The following is a 24535-nucleotide window of genomic DNA, read 5'->3' as shown; positions in this document are numbered from 1 at the left end:
GGTGGCGCCGTGAGGACGGCGAGGTGGAGGTCTCTCGCGCGGGTGCCTCGGTCCGGGCGGGTGAAGGCACCCGCGCGCGAGAGTTCTGGAGCGGCTGTCGCCGTCTGCCAGGTCAGCCGTCCAGACGCCGGGCGCTGAGCCAGCTGACCATCTTCGGGTCGTGATGGTCGAAGAACAGCGAGGCACCGGTGTCCAGGGTGGCGATGGCCGCCATCTGGTCGTCGGTGAGCTCGAAGTCGAAGACGTCGATGTTCTCCGCCATGCGCTCGGGGCGCACGGACTTGGGGATCGCGACGACGCCGCGCTGGGTCAGCCAGCGGAGCACGACCTGCGCCACCGACTTGCCGTGCTTCTCACCGATCTCGCTCAGGACCGGGTGAGAGAAGATGTTGTTCTTGCCTTCGGCGAAGCCGCCCCACGACTGGATCTGGACCCCGTGCTCGCGCATGAGCTCCTGGTCGACGGTGCGTTGGAAGAACGGGTGGGTCTCGATCTGGTTGACCGCGGGCGTGACCTCGTTGTTGATGACGAGGTCGAGAAGCCGGTCGGGGTAGAAGTTGGCGACGCCGATCGCCTTGATGCGGCCCTCGCGGTGCAAGTTCTCCATGGCGCGCCACTGGCCGTACACGTCGCCGTAGGGCTGGTGCATCAGGTACAGGTCGAGGTAGTCCAGGCCGAGCTTGTTCAGCGACGTCTCGAAGGCGCGCTTGGTGTTCTCCTGCGCGGGCGCGTCCTGGACCCACAGCTTGGTGGTGACGAACAGCTCCTCACGCGGGATGCCGCTGTTCTTGATGGCGCGGCCGACGGCCTCCTCGTTCAGGTACGCGGCGGCGGTGTCGAGCAGCCGGTAGCCGGCGGCGAGCGCTTCGGTGACGGCCTGCTCGGTCTGCTCCGGCGGGATCTGGTAGACGCCGAAACCGAGGATCGGCATCTCGACGCCGTTGTTGAGGGTGATGGTCTGCATGGGATTTTCCTTCTGTGCGGGACGGGGTGGGGCAGGCGACCGGTCAGCGTTCGAGCAGGCGCGGGCCCGCGTCGGTGGCGGTGGCCGGAATCTGATGAGGGACTTGAGCACGCAGCAGCACGGTGGCTACGACGCTCACCGCCACGGTTGCCGCGGCGATCAGGAGACTGGTGTGCAGACCGGAGACGAACCCGGCCCGGTCGGCGACCAGCGCACCGAAGACGGCGACGGCCAGGGCGCCGCCGAGCTGGCGGGCGGCGTTCAGAACGCCACTGGCGACGCCGGCCCGTTTGGCGGGCACGTTCTCCAGCAGCAGAGCAGTCAGCGCAGTCACGGCCATCGCGCCACCGGCGCCGACGGGCACCATCAGCACCACCGACAGCCACACCGGCACGCCGGCGGGCAGGGCCACCATCGCCAGCAGACCCGCGGCCATCAGGCACTGGCCGGTGATCACGGGCATCCGGGCACCGAACCGGGTTGCCAGGCGCGCGGCGACGGGGGCCATGAAGGAGGTGAGCACGGTCATCGGCAGGAAGGCCACGCCGGTGGCGAGCGCGCTCAGCCCGTGCACTTGCTGGAGATACAGCCCCAGCAGGAAGATCATCCCGTAGAAGCCTACGTTCAGGGCGAACCCGATGGCGACCGAGAGTGACATCGTGCGGGAGCGGAGCAATGGCAGCGGCGTCATCGGATGCCGTCCACGGGCCTGGGCGACCAGGTAGACGCCGGCCGCCACGATCGCCAGGGCGAAGCCGATCAGGACCCGCGCGGTGCCGAAGCCGTCGGCACCGGCCTCGATGACCGCGTATGTCAGCGCGCCCATGGAGGCGACGGCGGCCACCTGGCCGGTCCAGTCGAAGGGCATCTCCTGGCGTGGGGAGGGCTGGGCGCGCTTGAGGAGCGCCAGGGCCACCGCGCCGACGGGCAGATTGACGAAGAAGATCATCCGCCAGTCGATGAGGGTGAGCAGCCCGCCGGCCACGGGCCCGGCAGCGGCGCCGACAGAGCCGCCCACGCCCCACAGGGCGATCGCCTTCGCTCGTGCCGCCGGGTCGGGGAAGGTCTCGCGCAGCAGGGCGAGGGAGGATGGAACGGCGACCGCGGCCCCGGCTCCCTGCACCAGCCGCGCCGCCACCAGAACGCCCAGATTCGGGGCCATCGCGCAGACTGCGGACGCTGCCAGGAACAGGCCCAGGCCGACGGCGAACGCCTGGCGGGCCCCGATACGGTCACTGACCGCGCCCGCGGACAACAGGAACGCGGCGAAGGCGAGGGTGTAGCCGTCTACCACCCACTGCAGCCCGGCCATCCCGCTGTCGAAGCCGCGTCCGATCGCGGGCAGGGCCACGTTCACGATCATCGCATCGACCATGATCGTGAAGAAGCCCAGCAGTACGGCGGCCAGCGCCGAACGGGCGCCGGACCTGCTCTGCGGCGGCGGACCGGCCGCGCCTACTTGGAGCGGTGTGGGCGACGCGGACGTGGACAAGGGACGATCTCCTGCACGGGGAAGGTCGGGCGCTGACAGAAATCGAGCCTCGCGCCTTTCCGGCCCAGGTGGCAGGCCGGGCTGTGCCGGGGAGCGACGTTCAGGGGTGTGACAGGGCCCCCCACACGCCTGCCACGCAGGTCAGCGCGGTGTGACACTGTCGACATGGCATCCGAGCAGAGCACCAGCAGGAGCGCCGACATGGAACTGGGCCGGTTCCTGCGCGCGCGCCGCACCCAGACCAGCCCCGACCAGGTCGGCCTCACCGTGGGCGCAGGCATGCGCCGCACCCCCGGCCTGCGCCGTGAGGAGCTGGCCACGCTCGCCGGCATCAGCATCGATTACTACGTCCGCCTGGAGCGCGGCAAGGAGACCCGTCCCAGTCCCTCCGTGCTCGACGCCCTCGCCCGCGCCCTGCACCTCGACGACGCCGAGCACCAGCACCTGCGCGAGCTCGCTGCCCGGGCCGCTAGGTATGCTCCCGAAACCTCGCCGCCGCTCAGTCGAACCGTGCGCCCGCACCTGAAGCTGGTCCTGGAGACGATGCGGCCGAGCCCGGCCTACATCGTCAGCCGCAGCATGGACCTGCTCGCTTGGAACTCCTGCGGCCTCGCCCTGTACGCGGGGCTCGCCGACTGGCCTGCCACCCAGCGCAACCTCGCCCGCTACCTGTTCCTCCACCCCACGGCGCGCACTCTCTTCCCGGACTGGGACAACCAGGTCCGCGGCTGCGTCGCCCGGCTGCGCGCCTTGGCCGGTACCGACCCGGACGCCCCCGATCTCACGAGCCTGGTGGGAGAGCTCCTGCTCAAGAGCCCCGACTTCGCCAAGCTGTGGGAGCGCTACGACGTCATCGGGCGCAAGAAGATCGAGAAGACCTTCCACCATCCGCAGGTCGGCATCCTCACCCTCAGCGGTCAGAGCATGCAGCTCGAGGGGACCCCGAGCCAGCGCCTCGGCGTCTACACCGCGGAACCCGGCACCCCTGACCACGACGCCATGCTCCTTCTCGACATGACGGAGCCCCGGCCCGCCGGCCACCGGGATACGAAGGCCGAACAGCAACAGCGCACACAGTCCTGACCGACGATCCTCCTGGCCAATTCAGGTGGGTGTAGCCCTCCTGAAGGGACCTGCTTGAGCTGGGAAGCCGCGGGCCGGGCTGCGTCCTAAACGTCGTGTCAGGCAGTCTTGACGGATCCACCGTCGATCAGCAGGTCTGTGCCGGACATGCTGGCCGCCAGCGGTGAGGCGAGGTAGGCGACGGCCGTGGCTACCTCGGACGGTTCCAGCAGGCGGCCGGCTGGTGCCGCGGCGGCCGCGGCGAGCCCTATCACAACGCCTCTGCGCTTCACTTGCCGTTTCCTTCGTACTCGTTATCGGAGACGTGCTCGCCCCACTCGACGTCGGGTACGGCGGGATCGCCGGTGCTGTCCGACATGGCGAGATGGGTCATGAAGTGGTCAGGTGCGGCGCCGTGCCAGTGCCACACACCAGGAGGGGTGTAGACGGTGTCGCCCGGGCGCATCACGATGACCGCGCCGCCGCGGGCCTGGACCAAGCCGATGCCCTCGGTGACGTGCAGGGTCTGGCCGACCGCGTGCCGGTGCCAGGCCGTTCGGGCGCAGGGCGCGAAGCGAACGACACCGACCCGGAGCCGCGAGGGCGCCTCACCCACCGCGATCATGTCCACCCAGACATCACCGGTGAACCGTTCCGCCGGCCCTCTGGTCGAGGGCTTCTTCGGTAGGGCCTCCACGTGCGACTCCTTGTTCGAACTAGTTGGCGTCGTTCTCGACGATTGCTCGGAATCGGGTGAGTGCGCCCATTCCGCTGGGCCACCCGGCATAGAAGGCCAGATGGGTGATGGCCTCGACGAGTTCTTCCTGGCTCAGTCCGTTATTGAGCGCCAGACGTAGGTGGCTCTCCAACTGCTCGGGACGGTGCAGGGCGACCAGGGCGGCAACGGTTACTAGGCTGCGGTCGCGCGGGGACAGGCCAGGGCGCTGCCACACGTCGCCGAACAGCACCTCATCGGTCAGCTCAACAAGCTTCGGAGCGAAGTCCCCGAGCAGCTGTTGGGCTCGGGTCGGTTCTTTTGCCATGTGTGCGCCTTTCTCGGTTGTCGATTCCATGCCGCGGTGGCATGGCGTATCGGCAGAATGTGACATGTCCGGTTTTCTAAATGCGCTGCCCGCTCGGCTGTGCCGGGATTTTCATCTCCGCTAAGCCTGCTGGCCCCACTCGCACCTCTGGCAGACCGTGTTATGCCGGGGAGTGTTGTTCCGGGGTATGACAGGGCCCCTTTGGTGACAGATCTGCAGGTCAGAGGGTTGTTGAAAGGCTATTGGCGCGTTCATGACGAAAATCGGTACGTGCGTTGCCGGACGTCGCAGCCAGCATGGCAGCGCCGGCCGCCGCAGTGAGGGGGCTTGTGGGCGAGGTCGAGCAGCGCAGGGACGCCGCCACCCCTGGAAGCCTCTGGCGCACGATTGCGGGTCCTGGCGGCTATGCCTGTTTCGAGGCGAGTTCGACGACGGTGATGTCGGATGGCGCGCCCACGCGGACTGGCGGGCCCCAGGCGCCGGCGCCGCGGCTCACGAACAGCTGGGTGTCGCCGTAGCGTTCCAGTCCGGCGACGGTGGGGTTGGCCAGTTCGGCGATGAGGTTGCCGGGCCAGAGCTGGCCGCCGTGGGTGTGGCCGGAGAGCTGGAGGTCGACGCCGTGGCGGACGGCGTCGTGGATGACGATGGGTTGATGGGCGAGGAGGACGGCGGCGCGAGAACGATCGCGGTCGCCGAGCGCCGTGCCGAAGTCGGGGCCTTGGCCCTCGTTTTCGCCTCGTACGTCGTTGACACCCGCCAGGTCGAAGCCGGGCATCTCGGTGCGAGCGTTCTCCAGCGGGTGCATCCCCAGGTCGCGTACCTTCTCGACCCACTCCTCGGCACCGGAAATGTACTCGTGGTTGCCGGTGACGAAGAACGCTCCGTGGCGTGCCCTCAGCTGGGCGAGTGGTTCGACGGCGGGACCGAGGTCCTCGACGCTGCCGTCCACCAGATCGCCGACGACCGCGATCAGGTCGGGCTGTGTCGCGTTGATGGTGTCGACCACTCGCTGGGAGAAGCCACGGCCCAGGGTCGGGCCGAGGTGGATGTCGCTGACGACGGTGATTCGGAACCCGTGCGCGCTGCGAGGCAGTTTGGCCAGCGGAATGGTGAGGCGTTTCACCTGAGGGCCGCGGAGTACGCCGTACATGCCGTGACCAACGGTACCGACGGCCACAGCCGCTGCGGCCCCGCCCACGACGCGGGAGACGAAGAGGCGGCGTGAGGGGCCAGTGTCAGGCGATCGCACGGGCTCAGGTGCGTGCGGAAACTCCAGCACAGGGGCAAGCTCGCGTGTGGTTCCCGCGGCGCCGGGATCGCGGCGATTCGCAGTCACGGACCGGGTGCCGCCGACCGCGATGGCGTCCTCAGCCCGCTTCTCACGGAGCTCACTGGGGGGTGGCGCGTACTCCGTCGGGCGCTGGATGCGCTGTTCAGTTTCAGTTCCGGCACTCTGCCGCGTGAGCCACCGCCTCAGCAGGGGACGGACTCCCTCGCCTGCCAGCAGCGCGAGCAGCAGGTACATGAACAGGACCATCCACAGATATCCGGGCCAGGCCACGATCTGTTGGAGTCGGAACGGGGCGCCCGTGACCTCGGCCGCCAGGGCGCCCACTGAGAGGAGGGGCCCAGCCGCGAAGACGAAGCTTCCGGCTCGCCGAAGGACCGAGCCCCGGGGCGTGGTGTCGCGTATGAGACGGCGCCATGCGTACCAGTGGAGCGCGCCGAACACGGCCAGCACGGAGACCATGACGACTACAAAAATGATGGCCACGGCCCAGCGCAGTCCTTCCTGTGTGATGTATCCGGGGCCAATGAGCCCCGACGACCCGTACCTGCTGTGCTGCGCACTGCGGATGCCTGCGCCGCTCCGCGGTGTTCGAAGGGCGCGGAGTCATGGGATTGGGTGACAACCGTCCGCACCCGTCATCTCTGCTGTGAACCCCGACGCCAAGTCGGGTGCATCCGGTTCGGGCATCGCCACAACGCCGTCGACGCTTCTGTGCGGAAGAGCGTCCGGGTGTCTGGGAGCTCGTCACTGGGAGGCTTCGGCCTTGATCTTTTCCAGTGCGTCGTTGAACCCGTCGGGGGTGTGGCTGTTGCCCGCTACGTGGTCAAGGTCCACGTCGTCGATGTCCCTGCCGACCACGACTGCCGGCACAGCTTCGGCGAACCGCCGCTGCAACGCGAGTGAGGTCTCGTCCGTTGCGTGGGGGGTGACCTCGACGGCGGTGATCGCGTCGTCGTCCAGAGTGATGGACACCCCGATGCTCGAGCCCCGAGTTCCGTACTCGCCATCTGCGTTGTACTCGCCATCCGTGTAGGGGCCCTGGTTCGAAGATGACCCGGAAGGGGCTGCGCTGGTGGTCGAGGCGGACCGTGAGTTTGCGCTGTCGGTATCCGCAGCGGTGCATCCGGCGATGGTGGCGGACACGGATATCCCCACCAGTGCCGTCGTGATCTTTTTGGTCAGGGGTGTCATGCGTCTGCGTGCCTTTCCTTTGGGATCTGGGCAACAAGCCGTCAGGTGAAGAGCTCGCCCGAGAAATTCGGCGAGAACTCGACGCGGCCGTCGGCGCGCATGCGTACGTAGGTGAACTGGAACGTCTCCTCGAGCCGGTGTGCCTCGGTGAAGAAGAGCGCCGTCGCCAGCCCGTCGGCGACAGCGGCCTCGTCGGCCACGACCCATGTGGCGACCACGCCTCCCACCGGCACTCCGGTCCTGGCGTCGAGCACATGGTGCAGGCCGTCGCCCCAGGCGCGTCGGGTGACTCCGGACGCACACAGCGCTCGTCCTTGCAGGTTCGCCACACCGATCACCTGCCGGGGGTCGAATGGGTGCTCGAGGCCGACCCGGATGATCCGTTCGCCCGCATGACGGAGGTCGCCGCTGGCGTCGACCACGAATCGGGACAGGCCGGCCTCCTGGAGCATCGCCGAGACGATGTCGACGAGGTAACCCTTTCCAACTGCTCCGACGTCGATCACCAGTGGGCGCCGCGTGACGAGCGTCGTACCGTCCCGGACGACGTCCGCCGCCCAGGTCGCGCGCCCCAGGGCTCGCTCCTTGGTTCGCACCGTGTCGGGCGCGGGCGTGAGCGAGTATGTCGCGTCGTAACCGAGCAGTTCCAGCTCACGGCCGACGAGCGGGTCCACAGCGCCTTCTGTGGCCGTGACCAGGCGGTCGTAGAGGCCGAAGAGCGCGAGAGAGTCGGCGGGGAACTCGATTCGGCCCCCCTCGGGAGCGGCGGCCAAGCGGGACACCAGCGAGTCCATACGGAAGCGGGAGTACGTGGCGTCGAAACGCTCGATCCGCGCGAGGATCTGTTCGCGTACGTGCCGACGCAGCGGCTCTTCGGTCTCGATCTGCCAGCGGGTGCCGATGGCGTCGAAGGCGAAACGGCTCCTCTCGGCCTTCGGGTCGTTCAGGACGGCGGGCCTCGAGGCCTCGTTCGCGGCTGGCTTGATGTGGTTCACGGCTGGTGCTTTTCTGCTCGTCGACAAGCTCTCTGGGCTGCGGCAGGTGGCTTGTCGGCTCGGCGGGATCCTCTGCGAACACCCAGCTTCATGCCTTCGGGCGCTGCGTGGCAGGCCGTGCTGTGCCGGGGAGCAGTGTTCAGGGGTGTGACAGGGCCCCCCGCAGGCCTCCCGCGCAGGTCACGCAATAGTCAGACTGGGTGGTATGACTCGTGAGCATCAGACCACCGGCGGAGGTACCGAGCTCGGGCACTTTCTACGTGCCCGTCGCGCTCAGGTGACTCCCGCCCAGGCCGGTCTCACGGTCGGCTCCGGGCTGCGCCGCACGCCCGGGCTGCGCCGTGAGGAACTGGCGACCCTTGCTGGGATCAGCATCGACTACTACACCCGCCTGGAGAGGGGCAAGGAGACCCGGCCAAGCCCGTCCGTGGTCGACGCACTGGCCCGCGCCCTGCTGCTGGAGGAACCGGAGCACGAGCACCTGCGCAGTCTCGCTGCCCTAGCCGCCCGTACTGCTCCGGAGCCTCCGGCAGCGCCCTCGCGGACCGTGCGGCCGGGCGTCAAAATCCTGTTGGAGAGCCTGCGCCCCAATCCGTCCTACGTGGCCAGTCGCACGCAGGATCTCCTTGCATGGAATCCGGCCGGACTGCGCCTGTTCGCCGGGATCGAAGAATGGCCTGCCAAGCAGCGCAACATCGCACGCTACACATTCCTGCATCCCGCCGCTCGTGAGGTCTTCGCCGACTGGGAGAACTCGCTGCGCGGCTGCGTGGCCCGGCTGCGTGCCGTTGCCGGAACCGAACCGGACGCGCCCGACCTGGGCCCCCTCGTCGGCGAACTCCTCCTGAAGAGCCCCGAGTTCGCGCGCCTGTGGGAGCGCTACGACGTGAAGGCCCGCACCTACGGCCGCAAGACCTACCACCATCCGGAGGTCGGCACCTTCACCCTCGGCTACCAGGGGATGCAGTTGGAGGGCACGCCCGGACACCGCCTGATCACGTACTACGCGGAACCGGGCACCCCCGACCACGACGCAGTGGTGCTCCTCGACATGACCGCGCGCGAGCCCTCTTCGAAGGGCACGGCGCGCCGGAGCAGCCCCTCCACGATCACGCCGGAGGAGGCATCCTCGTCCTCGGCCTGAGGCGGACCATCGAACGACAGACGCCTTTGCGACCTGCGGCCACCCAGGATGCGGTCGGGTGTGCTGTCGCGCCCAGGATTCGGATCCTTCGGTTGGCGTGCTCGATGACGGCGAATACGTACATCCGCGCCGCGGACAGGGTGACCGTCTCGAAGAAGTCGCAGGCCAGAAGGGCCTCTGCCTGGGAGCGCAGGAAGCTGGCCCAGGTGCTGGAGGCGCGTGCGGGCGCGAGGTCGATGCCGGCCTCCTTGAGGATCTCCCAGACGTATTTTCTCGTGCCAGGCGCAGCACCAGGGTGCGGACGGAGCGGACGGTGCGCGGCTGGCCCGGGCGCTTCGGCCTGGACGCGGCAGCATGCCGGCGTGCGAGCAGGTCGCGGTGCCAGCGCAGCACCGTGTCGGGTTGCACCACCAGCCGCAGTCTGCGCAGTACGTTCCGTGGCAGCCGGTGCAGCAGCGCCGCCAGGAATGCCCGATCGCTCCGGGTGAACCGCACCCTTTCCTTGCCGAGTTGGCGTTCCAGCACCGTGATCTGATGGCGCAGGGCGAGGATCTCTGCGTCCTTCTCCCGATCGCTCACCGGTAGCAAGCGCAGCAGCGCGAACGCGTTCGTGACACCCAGGTAGGCCAGTCGCAGCAACACAGTCGATCATGTTGCGGCGTGGAGCGACAGCCGTGCGAGAGCGCCGACTTCAGCGACCGTGGCCGCCATCCGCGAAACCCCCGGCGCACCCGCTCCCACCAGCGCGGACGAGGTAGCAAAGGCACCCCTGTCCACGTGAAGATCGCGGGGCGAGCGGTGGGCGGCCTTAGATAGTGATCAAGGTTGTGACCGGGCCGGATGATTTATCGGCACCCGCACGGTTACCAGGACCGGGCGCAGGGGATCAGGTGCCGACAGACTCTGGGGACGCCTCGCTCATCTTCATGAGCCGCTCCAGCACCTCATCCGGAATCGGTCGGGGAAGGAACCCGACGAACTGACGCATCGCCATGGACGACAGGATGAGCAGTGCGTCAGCGTTCCCCTCCACGGCTGCGTCGGCCTGCTCCTGGGGGAGCCCGGATGTCATCGCCGCCGTCAGCGCAGGGCCGACGATCGGGTGGCCGAACCACTCGCTGACGGTGGAGTCGAGGGTGAGCGGCTGCAGCAGGTTGTCGCCCGCCAGGTCGAGGGTGGCGGTGGCGACGACGTCGTGGGCGTTGTCGGCGAGCTGTACCTCGTACAGCCCGGCGGCGACGGTCCAGTCGTCGCGGGTGCTGTCCCAGTAGGCGAAGGCACGGCGGTCGAGGTCGATCTCGACGGTGGTGCTCTCGCCCGGGGCGAGCGCCACCTTGGCGAAGCCGCGCAGTTCCCGGGCCGGGCTGCTGACCGGGCGCTTGGGCGCGGCGACGTAGACCTGCACCACGTGCTTGCCGGAGCGGTCGCCGGTGTTGGTGACCGTGACGCTCGCCGTGGCGGTGTCCCGGCCGGTGGGGGTGACCTGGAAGTCGGTCTTCTCGAAAGAGGTGTAGCTCAGGCCGTGGCCGAAGGGGTAGCGGACGGCGACGTCGGCGGTCTCGTAGTAGCGGTAGCCGACCATGACGCCCTCGCCGTAACGGACGTGGCCCTGTTCGCCGGGGAAGTTCAGGAAGGAAGGGGTGTCGTTGAGCCGGAACGGGATGGTCTCGGCGAGTCGCCCTGACGGGTTGACCCGGCCGGTCAGCACGTCGGCGATCGCGCCGCCGCCCGCCTGCCCGGGCAGCCACGCCTCCACCACGGCGTCCACCTCGTCGTGCCAGCCCTCCAGGCTCACCACGCCACCGTTGAGGAGCACGACGACCGTACGTGGGGCCACCTGAGCCACAGCTCGCACCAACTCCACCTGGTCAGTGGGAAGTTGGATGTGGTCGCGATCGAATCCCTCGGACTCGTCGGCCTCGCGCAGGCCGATCACGAGTACGGCGGTGTCTGCCCGGTCCGCGAGGGCGACAGCCTCCTCGCGGAGCTGCCCGGCGTCCGCATCCCCCTTGGTGTCATAACCTTGCGCGAAGTCGACGTGGGCCTCGGGCAGCAGGGCACGCAGCTCCTCCAGCGGGCTGTCGACGCGGGTGGCGTTGACGTGGGAGCTGCCGCCGCCCTGGTAGCGCAGGGCCGCGGCGAACTCGCCGATGGCGACGATGCGGCCAGTGGGAGCGAGCGGCAGAGCCTGGTGGCGGTTCTTCAGCAGCACCAGGCAGTCGGCGGCGACCTCGCGGGCCAGCCGGTGGTGCGCGTCGAAGTCCACCGTCACGGGGTCTGCCTGGGTGCGGACCCGCTCGGCCAGACCGCGCAGCCGGGCGACGGCGGTGTCGACGACGGTCTCGTCCAGCTCGCTGGAGCGGACCGCGGTGGCGACCTCCGCGTCGGTGCCGCGATGAGTGCCGGGCATCTCCAGGTCGGTGCCGGCAAGCAGCGCGGCGACGCGGTTGTTGACGGCGCCCCAGTCGGAGACGACCAGGCCGTCGAAGCCCCATTCCTCGCGGAGCACCTGGGTGAGCAGCCATCGGCTCTCGGAGGCGTAGGTGCCGTTGATCTTGTTGTAGGCGCACATGACGGTCGTAGGGCGGGCCTGGAACACGATCCGCTCGAAGGCCGGGAGGTAGATCTCCCGCAGGGTGCGTGCGTCCACGTCGGCGCTGACCCGCATCCGTTCGGTTTCCTGGTTGTTGGCCGCGAAGTGCTTGACCGATGCGCCCACGCCCCGGCTCTGCACGCCGGCCACATGCGCCGTCCCCAGCACGCCGCTGAGCAACGGGTCCTCGGAGAAGTACTCGAAGTTGCGGCCGCACAGCGGCGAGCGCTTGATGTTGACGCCGGGGCCCAGCAGTACGTCCACACCGAGCGCCCGGGCCTCGCGGCCCAGCGCCTCTCCCACACGGCCGATCAGTTCCGGGTCCCAGCTGGAGGCCAGCGCGACCGCGGGCGGGAAACAGGTCGCCGGATGACTGTCATAAAGGCCGAGCCCGGAGTCCAGGCGCTGGCGCCGGACGCCGTGCGGACCGTCGCTCAGTACGAGTGAGGGAATCCCTGCCCCTTCGGCGGGCTTGCTTGTCCACATGTCCCGGCCCGAGAGCAGTGCGGTCTTCTCGTCGAGGCCCAGCTCGGCTGCGCCGTGATCGTGGCTGGTCGCCATGGTGCGGATCCTTGGGTGGGTAAGGGGTGAAGGGCAGCGGCTACTGCGCACCGGACGGATGCTCAGGCCGTCCGGCAGGGAGCGACGGCCGCGGTGAGTTCAGGAACTGGTGCCCGGATGCAGGACCATGTGGTGGCTTCCGGACCCGAGCCGGCTGGTGGCCTGCGTGGAGCGCCAACCCTCGGGTGGCAGGAACCGTCCGGTCGTGCCGGGTGGGAGTACGGCGTCCACCGTGAGGGTGGTGCCGCTGATCGACCAGGCGACGGATGCCGTGCCGTACGGGGTGGCGATCGACGCGCCGGCGGAGGTGAGCGTGCCTCCGGGGCGGGGAGCGATCTCGATGGTGCGGTAACCCGGAGCGGTGGCCCGCAGTCCGGCGACGGCCTGGTAGAGCCAGGCGGCGACGGCGCCGTAGGCGTAGTGGTTGAACGACAGCATCGTCCCGGCCTTCTCGACGTCGATGGTGCCGTCGGGACGTATGGCGTCCCACCGCTCCCACATGGTGGTGGCGCCGCGGGCTACCTGATAGAGCCAGCCCGGACACTCGGTGTTGAGCAGGAGTTGGTACGCCTCGGCCACATGGCCGGTGCTGGTGAGGCCGGGCAGCACGAAGGGCGTGCCGAGGAAGCCGGTTGCGATGCGTCCGCCGTTGGCGCGCACCAGGGCGGCGAGGGCCTCGCCCACCGCGGCGCGCTCGGCAGCGGGCGCGATGCCGAATTGGAGGGCGAGCGCGCATCCGGTCTGGGTGGTACGGGCGTGGTCGCCCCACTTCCGCCAGGCGGCTTCGGCGGTGCGCCGGTGCAGGGCCGCGTACCGGTCGGCGTCGTCGACGTGGCCCAATTCCCGGGCCGCTTCGGCGAGCAGGCGGGCGCTGTGCGCGACGAAGGCGGTGGCGACATAGGCGGAGTCGGTAGTGGCGCGCGCCGGGTCCTCCGGTGGCGCGGCCGGGTCGAGCCAGTCACCGAGCTGCGCGTTTCCGCTCCACGTCCCGTCGTCGTCCAGGTGATCGACGGTGAACTCGACCCACGCGCGCATCGCCGCATAGTGGCGGCCCAGCAGGCTGCGCCGGCCGTAGGCGTCGAAGAGGGCGGCCGGTACGACGGTGGCGGCATCTCCCCAGCCCGCGGCGGTGCCGGCGAACGGCAGGTCGCTCGGCGGCAGGTCGCCGAGCGGCACATCCGGAATCACCATCGGTACCGCGCCGTCCGGTCGCTGCTCGATGCGGAGGTCGGTGAGCCAGCTGTCGAGGAAGGTACGGCTGTCGAACGTGGCGCAGGCCGTGGGGGCGAAGGCCATGATGTCGCCGGTCCAGCCGAGCCGTTCGTCGCGTTGCGGGCAGTCGGTGGGGACGGCGAGGAAGTTGCCGCGCTGGGAGCGTACGACGTTGTCGTACAGCGTGTTCACGCGCTCGTCGGAGCAGTGGAACTCGCCGATGCGGCGCAGGTCGCTGGCCACGATGTCGACTTCCACCGCCTCGATGGTGACGCCGGGGGAGGCGTCGATCTCGGCGTACCGGAAGCCGTGGAAGGTGAACTCCGGCTCCAGTTCGACGGTGCCCCCGGCCAAGGTGTACTGGTCGGTGGCGCGGGCGCCGCGCAGGATGCTGGTCAGCAGGCGGCCGTCGCCGTCGAGGACCTCGGCGTGCCGGACGGTGACCGTGCTTCCTGGCGGGCCGTCGGCGCGGAGCCTGAGCCAGCCGGTGATGTTCTCGCCCGCGTCGACGGCGATCGTGCCGTCGGGCAGTGTTCGTCGCTCGGGCTGGATGATCTGTACGACGCGTACGGGTGGGTGGGCCCGCTGAGTCAGCCCGGTAGGCAAGGGGAGTGTGGCGGCCTGCTCCCAGCCTCGGTCGTCGAAGCCCGGCAGCTGCCAGCCGTGCGGCTCGAGGCGGAGGTCGCGCTCGCAGCCGTCGTACAGGTCCGCCGCCAGCAGGCCGCCGTAACCGCCCCGCCAGTGGTCGTCGGTGGCGACCGTGACGGTGGTGCCGTCGGCCAGGGTGACTTCGAGTTGGGCGAGCAGCGCCGTTGTGTCGCCGTAGACGTTCCGGTTCTTGTGCCAGGTGAGATGGCCCCGGTACCAGCCGTCGCCGACCGCGGCGGAGACGGCGTTGCGGCCGGGGACGAGCAGTCCGGTGACGTCGTAGGTGGCGTAGAGGAGTCGGTTGGGGTAGCTGGTCCAGCCTGGTTCCAGCAGTTCGTCGGAGACGGGCCGGCCGTTGATCGCGGTGCGGTGGACGCCCAGCGAGGTCGCGTACAGGCGTGCGGATACCGGCTCCGCCGGGAGGTCGAACTCCCGGCGGAGCAGCGGCACCGGGCCGGGGGAGGTGCGGCCCCGGTCACTGGGCACATGGACGGGACGGGCCGTCCAGTCCCTGTCGTCGAGCAGCGCTGCCTCAACGCGGGCGGGTCCGCTGAATTCCGTCCACCCGAGGTCCGTGCGGACACGGACGCGCCAGTATCGGACCTCGCGGCTGCGCAGCGGTGGGGTCGGCCAGGGGTGATCGGTCACCAGGTCGGACTCGACCTCTCCGGTGGACGCCGCGTCGCCGAAGGACCGGTCGGCTGACACCTGGATCTCGTAGGCGTGCTGTAGGACGCCCGGCCTCTCGCTCGCCAGTGACCACGACAGACGGGGTTCGGGATACGGGGTGGCCACGAGACCGGAGTCGTCCGCGGTGCGCAGCCCGACGACCCTTGTTGTGGTGTCCATCGTGTGGAGTGCCTCGATGCTCGACGTCTTCATCACCGGAGGTGCCTCCGGAGGAATCGCAGTGTGGACTGGTGCAGCGCGGTGCGGTGCGGCACGGATCCCCAGGCGTGGTCCGCGCCCTCGACGATCTCGAGGTGCGCGTTGCCGTCGTAGTAGTCCAGGTAGCGGCGTACGTACTCGAGGGGAGCGATGTCGTCCTTGTCACCGTGCAGGATGTGGACCGGGCCCGCGTACCCGCTCGACCGTCCGTAGACGTCGAGACCGGCGATGTCCGCGACGAGAGCGGAGCTCATCCGGTGCCCGTCGGCGTCGACGTAGCCCTTCTCCGCGATCTCCGGTGCGAGTCTGCGGCCCTTGAGGTAACCGCTGCCGATCTCGAAGGGGGCGACGGCGGCCGGTGACCACAGGCACAGGGCGCCGATCCCGGGCTCCTCGGCGGCCACGATGCCCGCGACCACACCCCCCATGCTCATACCGACCAGGCCGATACGGTCTGGATCGACGAAGTCGAGGGTCCGGACCGCCTGGACGACGGCGCGGGTTTCGGCGATCTCGCCGGTGATGGTCACGTCGAAGAAGTCGCCGTCGCTCTCGCCGTGGCCCGAGAGATCGAACCGGACCGAGGCGATTCCGTGGGCCTCCAGCAGCCTCGACATGGCGACGAAGTTCGGCAGTTCGAGCCGGTTGGAGGTGAAGCCGTGGACGAACACCGCGGTCGGCCAGCGGGTTCCGGTCGGCCCTTCGGGGATGTGCAGCGTGGAGCGCAGCGTCACGCCGTTGTGCTGGAAGTTGTGATGGCGGATCACAGGGCCGCCTTTCCGGTCGTCTCCGCGGCGGGAGCGCCGCTCAGGTCGGCAGGCTCTTCGGGCTGGGAGGCTTTGGGCAGTCGCGGCACCCAGACCAGGCCGATGACCGCCGCGACCACCATGAAGCCGAAGAGCAGGCCGAAGAACAGCCGGGTGTGGCCCAGGGCGAAGGCCGGCGTGCCCAGTGCGGCCAGTCCGGCGACGGCCCGGGTGAAGGCCATGGTCACACCGCCGGCGGTGGCCCGCAGCAGAGTGGGGAACAGTTCCTGGGACCAAACCTTGTAGATGGACTCGCCGGCGAAGGAGTTGCCGAGACCGGAGAGGAGCAAGGCGGCGACCAGGGTGAACTTGCTCGGCCCCAGCAACGCCGGCAGAGCCCAGGCGATGACGATCAGCGCCGTGCCGGCGGCGAACCAGGCATGCCTGGCCGGCCGGTCGACCACCCGCATGAACACCAGGCCGGCGAGGAAACCGACCGGCAGTCCGAGGAGGGCCAGCTGCGAGAACTGCGCGACCTCTCCCTTGCCCAGAGTGGTCCACAGGAAGGTGCCGAACTGGCCCATGGTGTTCGCGCCGAGGTTCCAGGTGGCGTAGTACAGGCCCGTCGCGATCAGGGCGTAGACGGTCGGCGCCCGGAAGAGATCCCGGATGCGGCTGAACTCGATGGTCTCGAAGCCCGCGGTCGTGCGCGCTTCGGCGGCCCGGCGGGCGGCTGCCCATTCGGCCGACTCGCTGAGGGTGAGGCGCAGGAGCAGCACGATGACCGCCACGACCAGCAGATGGGCGAAGAGGATCCGGCCGCCGAGTATGCCCTGCACTCCCATGAAGGAGCTCAGCACCAGCACGGCCACGATGCCGGCGAGCCAGAGCATGCCGGAGAACACCACCATGGTGCCCTTCTTGCCGTCCGGTGCTTCCTCGTTGACGAGCGCGAGCGACACAGGAAGGTCCGCGCCGATGGCCAGTCCGGTCGCCACGACACCGGCGTACAGCAGAGCGGGGCCCGCCGCCACGAGGAGCAGAACGATGCCGACCGCGTAGAGCATGAGCGAGAAGGTGAAGATCATCCGGCGGCCGAACCGGTCGCCCAGCCGGCCACCGAACAGCGCACCGGCTGCGAACGCCAGGGTCTGCAGCCCCAGTAGGGATCCAATGGTCCCGGCGCTGAGCTGGAGCGGAGCGGCGTAGTAACCGCCGATGGCGATTCCGGACGTCACCAGGGCTCCGGCGTCCAGGTAGGAGGCCATACCGGCGAGGATCGCGGTCTTCCAGGGACTGCTCGTGGTGGTTTTCAGGTCTGACATGGGTCCTCTTCGTCGAGTACCGGGGATGGGGACGGTGGGGGGACCTGATGGGGTGGCGCTCCGCCGGAGCCGTCGGGCTCCTGGTCACGGATAGTTACTTAATCGCGCCACTTAAACGTGTAGGTTGACTGAGCGCGTAAGCTAGCCCGCAGTCGTGGGCTTTGACAAGAGGTCTGCGTGGGCTTTGACAAGAGGTCTGTCAGAGGGTGGGGTGCATGACCGGGAAGGCCAGCGGTAGGCGGGTGACTAGCGGGGATGTCGCGCGGGAGGCCGGAGTCTCCCGCGCGACCGTGAGTTACGTCCTCAACGAGTCCCCGCACCAGAAGATCGCCGAGGGTACGCGCCGTCGGGTGTGGGAGGCGGCCGCCAAGCTCGGCTACGCGCCGTCGGCCGCGGCGCGCACGTTGCGGACGGGGCGCTCGAGCATCGTGCTCGGCCTGCTGCCGGACTGGCCCATCGAGCACGTCCTCGGACGCCTCATCCAGCGGTTGACCAGCGCCTTCGCCGAGCACGAGCTCACTTTCCTCGTGCACTCGTCGGCTCCTCCCGCTCGGCCTCTGCGGGAAATCTGGAAGGCCATGACACCCGCGGCGGTGCTGGCCCTGGACGAGTTCCCCGAGTCCGAGGCCGACGCCATGCGGGCGGTGGGCATCGAGGTCGTCATGGCGGTGCACGGCTCGGTACAGGGAGAGCTTCGGTCACCCTTGGTGTCCGAGGAACCGATCGGCGCGGTGCAGGCCCGCCACCTCGTCGCCTCGCACCGACGGCTCGGCTATGCCTACCCGGACCTGACGAGACTAGGTGCCCTGGCCCAGCCACGACTGGACGGGGTCCGCAAGGTCTGCACCGAACTCGGCCTTCCGGAGCCGGATGTCCGAACCGTCCCCCTGGAGCCGAACGGTGCCGCGGCAGCGGTGAAGGCATGGCTCGCCGCCGACCCACCGGTCACCGGCATCTGCGCGTTCAACGACGAGCTCGCGATGGCCGTGCTGGCCGCCCTGCGGTCCCTCGGGCTGCGCGCCCCACAGGACCTCGCGGTGATCGGCGTCGACGACATTCCCGGCGCGGCTCTGGCCCAGCCACCGCTGACCACGGTCGTCCGCGACACCGACGCCATCGCGCGGGGCCTGGCCCGCCGCATCGTCGACACGCTGGATGGGAAGGAGGTCCCCGCCGACCCCATCGAGGACCTGCTTCGGGTCCACGTCAGGGAGTCCGCCTGACCGGCTCTCTTCCGCCGCGCGCAAGGCGGGCCCCACGGAGGACCGTTCCGGGAATCCTCGGCGATACGTGAGAAGTCTGGACGGCGAGCGGAGCCTCTGGCTAGTGTCCCGCTCGCTTCCTCGGTACGGCGTCCGGGAGCGCCTGCGTGAACGAGAAGCGCATCCTGCTGCTCGGCCGGAGGAAACGCGGACCCACGGTCGGTGGTGTCACGGGCGCTTCAGGTTGTGGCCTGTCCGGCGGGTACGCGGGAGCGCTGCCCCGATCCACATTCCCAGCCCTCTTCGTCTTGGCGGGCGCCGTGCTCCTCCCGGGGTCGGTGCTCGACGAGCAGCTGTCCCCAGCTGCACGGTTCCGCGATGCCGCCGCGTTTGGTGAGCGGGCCGCGCGCACGTGCGACGACCGATCTGCAAGGAGGTCCCGATGACCACGCCCCCTCCGCCCTTCGACCCGGAGTTGGCCGCCGCACTCGTGGAACTCGGCGACCAGGCGCCGACCACGGCGACCCCGGACGGCATCCCTGCAGCGCGAGAGCGGATCAATGGCCTGCTTGCGCTCATGACGGACGAAGAACTGAGCCGCGGCGGGCTCTTCGAGGTACAGGAACGGTCGGTGCCCGGCCCGCCGGGTGCACCGGACGTGTCGCTGCTGATCTGCCGGCCCACCGACGCGCCGGACCCACGCCCGGTCGTCTACTTCACGCATCCCGGAGGCATGGTCGTGGGCACCAACCGGCTGGGACTCCCCCTCGACTGGGCCGAGGAACTGGGCCTGGTCGTGGTGTCGGTGGAGTACCGGCTCGCCCCGGAGCATCCGCACCCGGCTCTGGTGGAGGACTGCTACGCGGGACTGCTGTGGACGGCGGAACACGCCAAGGAGATCGGCGGTGACCCGGACCGCATCATCCTGGCGGGCGGCAGCGCGGGCGGCGGGCTCGCCGCGGCGCTCGCACTCCTCGCACGCGACCGCCAGGGTCCGCGCGCCATCGGCCAGCTGCTGATGTGCCCGATGCTCGACGACCGCAACGACACACCGTCCGCCCACCAGATGGCCGGGCTGGGCGTATGGGACCGCACCGCCAACGAAACCGGCTGGAACGCCCTGCTGGGTGAGGCGCGCGGCACCGGCGACGTCCCGCCGTACGCTGCTCCGGCCCGTGCGGACGACCTCTCCGGGCTGCCCCCGGCCTTCATCGACGTCGGCTCCGCGGAGACCTTCCGCGACGAGGACGTCGCCTACGCCTCCCGGATATGGCAGGCGGGCGGCATCGCCGAACTGCACGTATGGCCGGGCGGCTATCACGGGTTCGACGGTCTCGTGCCGCAGGCCGCACTTTCCGTGGATGCCCGCGCCGCCCGGCTGCGCTGGCTGCGTCGGCTGCTGGGTGGTTGACGGGGCTTCTTCTCCTCGGGCCCGCCTGCACTGCGGGAACCTGCCGGGGAGGCCACGGCCGGACTCGTCGCGGCGTCGAGCGCACCGATACCCAGGGCGGCGCCGGTGGTCAGGACATGTCGTCTGCTGATGCTGGAAACGCTGAGGAGACCTCTCTGATGGGGGCATACCGGAGCCCGGCGCCTGGGCACGGTCATTGTCGTTCGGCTTCCTCGCGCCTCGCGTCGTCCGCACGGACGGACAGTGCGGGCTGAAGGTTGAATCCGCGTTCAACCGGTGGGTTGAACCCCCTCTGTACAGCCCGGTGTTGACCTCCTACGCCGGCGGTCGTGCCGTGGTCCGGCGCGGCACGAGAGTGGGGGAGAGTGTGACCTGAACCGATGGCCGGTGACGATCGGCGATCCGTTCCAGGAGGAGACGAACAGCGTTTCTGCCCATCTCGTGGCCTGCCTGGTCGACGCTGGTCAGCGAGATCGGACCGAACGCGGCGAACGTGGTGTTGTCGTATCCGGCCACCGAGACGTCGCCGGGAACGGACAACCCGGCTTCGGTGACAGCTTCGAGTACGCCCATGGCAACGATGTCCGCTCCGGCGAAGACGGCCGTGGGCCGGCGAGGAAGAGCCAGCAGTTCCTTCGCGCCCTTGTAGCCGCCTTCCTGGGTGTAGCTGGTGGAGACCACGTCGATCCACTCCTCCAGGCCGTGCGCCCGCATGGCCTGCCGATATCCGTCGGCACGCCGGGCGTTGGGCATCTCCGCGAGGCGCGTCGGGTCGGTTTCGTGATGCTCGATGTGGGCGATCCGGTGATGCCCGAGGCCGGCGAGGTGGCTGACGATCAAGGCCGCGCCCTCGATGTCGTCGTCGGCCACCGAGTCGTACACCGGCGAGGAGCCGTGCCGGCCGACGACGACGGTCGGCACGGCGGAGGCGACGTGTTCGAGGCGGGCTCGCGACGACACAGGCGCGACCAGGATGATGCCGTCCATGCCGCGGTCGATCATCGCCTCGGTGACGCGGGCCTCCGCCTTCTCTCCGTTGCAGCCCGGACCCAGGAACACCTGGTACTCGGTGTCCTCCAGCGAATCGGTGATGCCGTCGAGGATCTCGGGGAAGAACGGGTTGCGGATGTCGGGCAGCATCACGCCGATGGTGTACGTCTGCCCACGGAGGCCTCTGGCGCCCGCGTGCGGCCGGTAGCCCAGCTCGTCGATCGCGCGGCGCACCTTGGCACGCATCTCCGGGCTGGCCCCGTAGGCGTTGCGCAGCACCTTCGATACAGCGGTGGTGGACACCTGGGCGTGACGCGCGACGTCGACGATCGTGACCCTGCGACGTGGTGCTGGCGGCTCCATCCGGTCCTTGCCTTTCCGGGAAACGTTGCCGCCGAGTGTAGAGCGGATCCCGCAGCTCAGGGGGTGCCTCGCAGCGCCGTTGTCGTAACAAGGACGCAGCGTGCGCGGCATCTTGACGTCACGCGGGGTGCTCTCTAGGGTCTGGCCACACGGTTTGGGAAACGTTACCCACAAATCCATCGCGGGCCGCAGGCCCGGCATCGGACCGCACCGCCCCAAGACGAAGAAGACGGCAGGAGCCTCCCACGTCACGCCGACCTGGGGGCCTGAGCGCAGGGCTTTGAAACGATTCAAGAAAGGAGGTTCGCCGGTGACTCTCGCCCCGCACGAGCAACTTTCGGACCATGACCGGCCTCCCGACGCGGCACCGGTTCCGGGAGTCCGGCGGGCGCGCACCGCCCCGCCGTGGTGGTTCGCGCTGCCCGCACTGCTGTTTTTCGCCTTCGTCGTCCTGGTGCCGAGTGCCCGCGGTGTGTACTACGCCTTCACCGACTGGGACGGCCTGGATCCCCACTTCTCCTTCGTGGGCCTGGACAATTTCTCCGAGATGGTCAGCGATCCGGATGCCGTGCAGGCCATCGGGCACACGCTGCTGATCGCCGTGTCGATCACGGTCGTGCAGAACGCGGTGGGCCTGTTGCTGGCCCTCGGGGTCAATACGGCCATCAAGTCCCGCAACGTCCTCAGGGTCTTTCTGTTCGCCCCGGCTGTGATCACCCCGATCGTGACCGCCTACCTCTGGCGTAACCTGCTCGGCCCGGAAGGCGCGGTCAACAGTCTGCTGGGCGCGGTGGGTCTGGACGGCTGGCAGCAGGACTGGCTGGGCAGTCCGCGCCTCGCGCTGTGGGCGATCGTCGGAGTGATCGTGTGGCAGTTCGCGGGCTACTCCATGGTCATCTTCCTCGCCGGGCTGCAGTCGGTGCCCAGAGAGGTCCATGAGGCGGCAGCCATCGACGGCGCAGGTCCCATACGGCGCTTCTGGTCGGTGACCCGGCCGCTGCTGGCCCCGGCGTTCACCATCAACCTGATGCTGTCGATCATCGGCGGCATCAAACTCTTCGACCAGGTGTACGCGTTGACGGGCGGGGGCCCGGGGCACGCGACCGACACCATCTCGACGCTGATCTACAAAGACGCCTTCACGCTCGGCGAGTTCGGCTACAGCATCGCGCTCGCGGTCGTCCTCACGATCATCGTGGCGGTCGTCTCGACCGGACAGTACGTCGTGCTGTCCCGCAACGAGAGGGCCACGTCGTGAACCGCTACCGCCGCCGCACCCTCGCGCTGGAGCTGGTGATGGTCGCCGCCGCTCTGTTCGTCGGCTTCCCGGTGTACGTCCTGGTCAACCTGGCCGTGCGGCCGACGTCGGACACCTCGTCGCCGATCAGCCCGACCACCTCGCCCACCTTCGACAACTTCACGCAGGCGTGGCAGCAGGGCGCGCTGGGCGGGGCGTTGACCAACAGCGTGCTGGTGACGGTGTGCAGCGTCGTCATCGTGCTGGCCGTGTCGTCGCTCGCGGCCTACCCGCTGGCCCGTGTCACGGCTCGCTGGTCCCGGGGAACGTACCTGACCTTCCTCCTCGGCCTCGTCCTCCCCTTCCAGCTCGCCTCGCTGCCGCTGTACCAGACCATGCGCGACATGGGCCTGCTCGGCACCCCGTGGGCGCTGGTCCTCTTCTACTCAGGCCTGCAGGTGCCGTTCACGGTCTTCCTCTATGTCGGCTTCCTGCGCGCCCTGCCCCGCGACTTCGAGGACGCGGCGCTGATCGATGGCTGCACACCGCTGCAGGGCTTCCGGTACGTGGTCCTGCCGATGCTCAAACCGGTCACGGTGACGGCCCTGGTGCTCAACGCGGTCGCCGTGTGGAACGACTTCTTCACCCCGCTGCTGTACCTCAGCGGCAGTGCCCAACAGACCATGCCGGTCGCGATCGCCGGCTTCGTCGGTCAGTACGTCACCGACTGGAACCTCATCTTCGCCGCACTGGTGATCAGCATCCTGCCCGTCTTGATCGTCTACTTCCTGCTGCAGCGAAGCATCATCAACGGCTTCGCGGGAGGGCTGCGGGGATGACACCCGACGCCCGTCCGACCCTCATGCCCGGTGGCTCTTCCCCAAGGGGGACATCATGAAGACACGCACAGTCCCGGCCCTCGTCGCCGCGGCGACGTCCGTAGCCGTGCTGGCCGCATGCAGCGGCGGCACCAAGGCAGGCTCCGGCGGCGGCTCGGGCGGCTCGGGCGGCTCCAAGACCCTGACGCTCGCCTCGGTCGACCAGGGCTCGATCGAGGACGTCGTGAAGGCGTTCGAGAAGGCCAACCCGGGCGTCAAGGTCCGCTACACCACCAGCGGCGCCGACCAGTACCAGCAGCAGATCCGCACCCAGCTGTCCTCGGGCACCGCACCCGACGTGATGTCGGTCTGGCCCGGCAACGGCAACCCGGGTGCCACCTACGTCCTGGCCAAACCCGGCTACCTGCTCGACCTCTCGGACCAGCCCTGGGCCGCCAAGCTGCCCGATGCGATCAAGACCGTCGCCCAGTACGAGGGGAAGACCTACAACGCGATCTTCGGGCAGAACGGCATCGGCGCCGTCTACAACCAGCAGGCCATGGCGAAGGCCGGCCTCACTCCGCCGGACACCTGGACGGAGCTGCTGGCCTTCTGCCGGGCCGCGAAAGCCAAGGGAACTCCCGCCTTCGCGCTGGGCAACCAGGACAACTGGGTCACCCAGCTCGTCCTGTACGCGCTGGTCGCCACGACCGTCTACGGCGACGACCGTGACTTCGACAAGAAGATGCAGGCCGGCCAGGCCACCTTCGCGAAGTCGCCGTGGACCACCGCCCTGGACAAGTACCTGACGATGGAGAAGACCGGCTGCTTCCAGAAGAACCCGCTGGGCACCAACTACGAAGCCAGCCAGCAACTCGCCGCCACCGGCAAGACCCTCGGCATCGTGCAGGGCAACTGGGTGATCGCCCTGCTCAAGCAGAAGAACCCGAAGGCCACCTTCACCCTCAAGGCGCTGCCCGCCACCGACACTCCGTCCGAGACGATCATCCCGGCGGCAGCGGGCGCCGGTTACGGCGTCAATGCCAAGGCGAAGAACAAGGAACTCGCCCTGAAGTTCGTGAACTTCGTGATGTCGCCCGAGGGCATGAACATGTTCGTCAAGAAACAGGGCGGTCTGCCCTCCCTGCCCGACACGGGCTTCGCGGCGGACCCGTCGCTGGCCGAGCTGTCCAAGTTCATCAAGACGGACCGGACCGTGCCGTTCATGGACCAGCTCTGGCCCAACGCCAAGGTCCAGCAGACCATGCTCAGCGGCCTCCAGGAGATCTTCAGCGGGCAGTCCACACCCGAGAAAGTCCTCGACGAAATGGACGCCGACTACAAGGCCGGCAGCTGACC

At 69.1% G+C, this 24535-nt stretch carries 21 protein-coding genes and 1 pseudogene; 8 read left to right on the top strand and 14 right to left on the bottom strand.

What is annotated here, in order from left to right:
• Positions 1–112: 112 nt before the first annotated feature.
• Together ABT009_RS21860 and ABT009_RS21855 are read right to left on the bottom strand one after the other, a co-directional pair.
• On the bottom strand, positions 113–964 hold the full coding sequence (locus tag ABT009_RS21860; protein ID WP_351297297.1) for an aldo/keto reductase: 852 nt from the start codon (positions 962–964) through the stop codon (positions 113–115).
• A gap of 43 nt (positions 965–1007) precedes the next feature.
• Positions 1008–2456, bottom strand: coding sequence for an MFS transporter (locus ABT009_RS21855; RefSeq protein WP_351297294.1), 1449 nt, complete (start codon positions 2454–2456; stop codon positions 1008–1010).
• Positions 2457–2621: 165 nt separating this feature from the next.
• Here ABT009_RS21855 and ABT009_RS21850 point away from each other — a divergent pair, with 165 nt between their 5' ends.
• Complete coding sequence (locus ABT009_RS21850) at positions 2622–3539, top strand: helix-turn-helix transcriptional regulator (protein ID WP_351297291.1); 918 nt, start codon at positions 2622–2624, stop codon at positions 3537–3539.
• Positions 3540–3637: 98 nt separating this feature from the next.
• Here ABT009_RS21850 and ABT009_RS21845 read toward each other — a convergent pair whose 3' ends face one another.
• From ABT009_RS21845 to ABT009_RS21825, 5 genes are all read right to left on the bottom strand, one after another.
• Positions 3638–3811, bottom strand: a complete 174-nt coding sequence (locus ABT009_RS21845) for an SDR family oxidoreductase (protein WP_351297288.1) — start codon at positions 3809–3811, stop codon at positions 3638–3640.
• Positions 3808–4215 carry a (R)-mandelonitrile lyase gene (locus tag ABT009_RS21840; RefSeq protein WP_351297285.1) on the bottom strand — a complete coding sequence of 136 codons (408 nt, stop codon included), beginning with the start codon at positions 4213–4215 and terminating at the stop codon, positions 3808–3810. The genes ABT009_RS21845 and ABT009_RS21840 overlap by 4 nt, the downstream gene beginning before the upstream one ends.
• A gap of 19 nt (positions 4216–4234) precedes the next feature.
• Complete coding sequence (locus ABT009_RS21835; RefSeq protein WP_351297282.1) at positions 4235–4561, bottom strand: carboxymuconolactone decarboxylase family protein; 327 nt, start codon at positions 4559–4561, stop codon at positions 4235–4237.
• A 403-nt stretch (positions 4562–4964) separates the two neighbouring features.
• Entirely contained in the window at positions 4965–6335 is a 1371-nt protein-coding gene (locus tag ABT009_RS21830; protein ID WP_351297279.1) for a metallophosphoesterase, read from the bottom strand.
• A 261-nt stretch (positions 6336–6596) separates the two neighbouring features.
• A complete protein-coding gene (locus tag ABT009_RS21825) occupies positions 6597–6824 on the bottom strand; it encodes a hypothetical protein (protein WP_351297276.1) in 228 nt (75 codons plus the stop codon).
• Between the two features lie 100 nt (positions 6825–6924).
• On the opposite strand from ABT009_RS21825, the gene ABT009_RS21820 reads away from it, so the two are divergent.
• A complete protein-coding gene (locus tag ABT009_RS21820; RefSeq protein ID WP_351297273.1) occupies positions 6925–7092 on the top strand; it encodes a hypothetical protein in 168 nt (55 codons plus the stop codon).
• Here the strand turns inward: ABT009_RS21820 and ABT009_RS21815 are convergent.
• Positions 7085–8038 carry an FAD:protein FMN transferase gene (locus ABT009_RS21815; protein ID WP_351297270.1) on the bottom strand — a complete coding sequence of 318 codons (954 nt, stop codon included), beginning with the start codon at positions 8036–8038 and terminating at the stop codon, positions 7085–7087. The genes ABT009_RS21820 and ABT009_RS21815 overlap by 8 nt on opposite strands.
• A gap of 205 nt (positions 8039–8243) precedes the next feature.
• Here ABT009_RS21815 and ABT009_RS21810 point away from each other — a divergent pair, with 205 nt between their 5' ends.
• Entirely contained in the window at positions 8244–9182 is a 939-nt protein-coding gene (locus tag ABT009_RS21810) for a helix-turn-helix transcriptional regulator (RefSeq protein WP_351297268.1), read from the top strand.
• Here the strand turns inward: ABT009_RS21810 and ABT009_RS21805 are convergent.
• From ABT009_RS21805 to ABT009_RS21785, 5 genes and pseudogenes are all read right to left on the bottom strand, one after another.
• Positions 9172–9824 (bottom strand): annotated as a pseudogene (locus ABT009_RS21805) (integrase); the annotation flags it as partial. The gene ABT009_RS21810 and the pseudogene ABT009_RS21805 sit on opposite strands and share 11 nt — an antisense overlap.
• 244 nt (positions 9825–10068) lie before the next feature.
• Positions 10069–12336, bottom strand: coding sequence for a glycoside hydrolase family 3 C-terminal domain-containing protein (locus tag ABT009_RS21800; RefSeq protein ID WP_351297265.1), 2268 nt, complete (start codon positions 12334–12336; stop codon positions 10069–10071).
• A 99-nt stretch (positions 12337–12435) separates the two neighbouring features.
• Positions 12436–15078, bottom strand: coding sequence for a family 78 glycoside hydrolase catalytic domain (locus tag ABT009_RS21795; RefSeq protein WP_351297262.1), 2643 nt, complete (start codon positions 15076–15078; stop codon positions 12436–12438).
• Positions 15078–15851 (bottom strand): alpha/beta hydrolase, encoded by a 774-nt coding sequence (locus ABT009_RS21790; RefSeq protein WP_351297259.1) that lies wholly within the window; start codon positions 15849–15851, stop codon positions 15078–15080. Before ABT009_RS21790 ends, ABT009_RS21795 begins: the two co-directional genes overlap by 1 nt.
• The gene (locus tag ABT009_RS21785) at positions 15848–17155 is read right to left on the bottom strand and encodes an MFS transporter (protein ID WP_351297256.1); all 1308 of its coding nucleotides are present in this window, start codon (positions 17153–17155) and stop codon (positions 15848–15850) included. The genes ABT009_RS21790 and ABT009_RS21785 overlap by 4 nt, the downstream gene beginning before the upstream one ends.
• Before the next feature lie 215 nt (positions 17156–17370).
• On the opposite strand from ABT009_RS21785, the gene ABT009_RS21780 reads away from it, so the two are divergent.
• Positions 17371–18378 carry a LacI family DNA-binding transcriptional regulator gene (locus ABT009_RS21780; protein WP_351297253.1) on the top strand — a complete coding sequence of 336 codons (1008 nt, stop codon included), beginning with the start codon at positions 17371–17373 and terminating at the stop codon, positions 18376–18378.
• A 421-nt stretch (positions 18379–18799) separates the two neighbouring features.
• Positions 18800–19768 (top strand): alpha/beta hydrolase fold domain-containing protein, encoded by a 969-nt coding sequence (locus tag ABT009_RS21775; protein WP_351297250.1) that lies wholly within the window; start codon positions 18800–18802, stop codon positions 19766–19768.
• A gap of 315 nt (positions 19769–20083) precedes the next feature.
• Here the strand turns inward: ABT009_RS21775 and ABT009_RS21770 are convergent, their stop codons facing one another.
• The gene (locus ABT009_RS21770; RefSeq protein WP_351297247.1) at positions 20084–21121 is read right to left on the bottom strand and encodes a LacI family DNA-binding transcriptional regulator; all 1038 of its coding nucleotides are present in this window, start codon (positions 21119–21121) and stop codon (positions 20084–20086) included.
• 310 nt (positions 21122–21431) lie between these two features.
• Between ABT009_RS21770 and ABT009_RS21765 the strand changes: the two genes are divergently transcribed.
• From ABT009_RS21765 to ABT009_RS21755, 3 genes are read left to right on the top strand one after another with little or no spacing between them, the layout of a single operon-like run.
• A complete protein-coding gene (locus ABT009_RS21765; RefSeq protein ID WP_351297244.1) occupies positions 21432–22379 on the top strand; it encodes a carbohydrate ABC transporter permease in 948 nt (315 codons plus the stop codon).
• Positions 22376–23197 (top strand): carbohydrate ABC transporter permease, encoded by an 822-nt coding sequence (locus ABT009_RS21760; RefSeq protein WP_351297241.1) that lies wholly within the window; start codon positions 22376–22378, stop codon positions 23195–23197. The genes ABT009_RS21765 and ABT009_RS21760 overlap by 4 nt, the downstream gene beginning before the upstream one ends.
• A 55-nt stretch (positions 23198–23252) precedes the next feature.
• Positions 23253–24533, top strand: a complete 1281-nt coding sequence (locus tag ABT009_RS21755) for an ABC transporter substrate-binding protein (RefSeq protein WP_351297238.1) — start codon at positions 23253–23255, stop codon at positions 24531–24533.
• Positions 24534–24535 lie beyond the last annotated feature (2 nt).

The organism is Streptomyces sp. NPDC002896, from assembly GCF_040295225.1.
Taxonomy (GTDB): domain Bacteria; phylum Actinomycetota; class Actinomycetes; order Streptomycetales; family Streptomycetaceae; genus Streptomyces.
The sequence above is the reverse complement of the archived record's forward strand: the minus strand, read 5'-3'. Positions and strand labels throughout refer to the sequence as shown.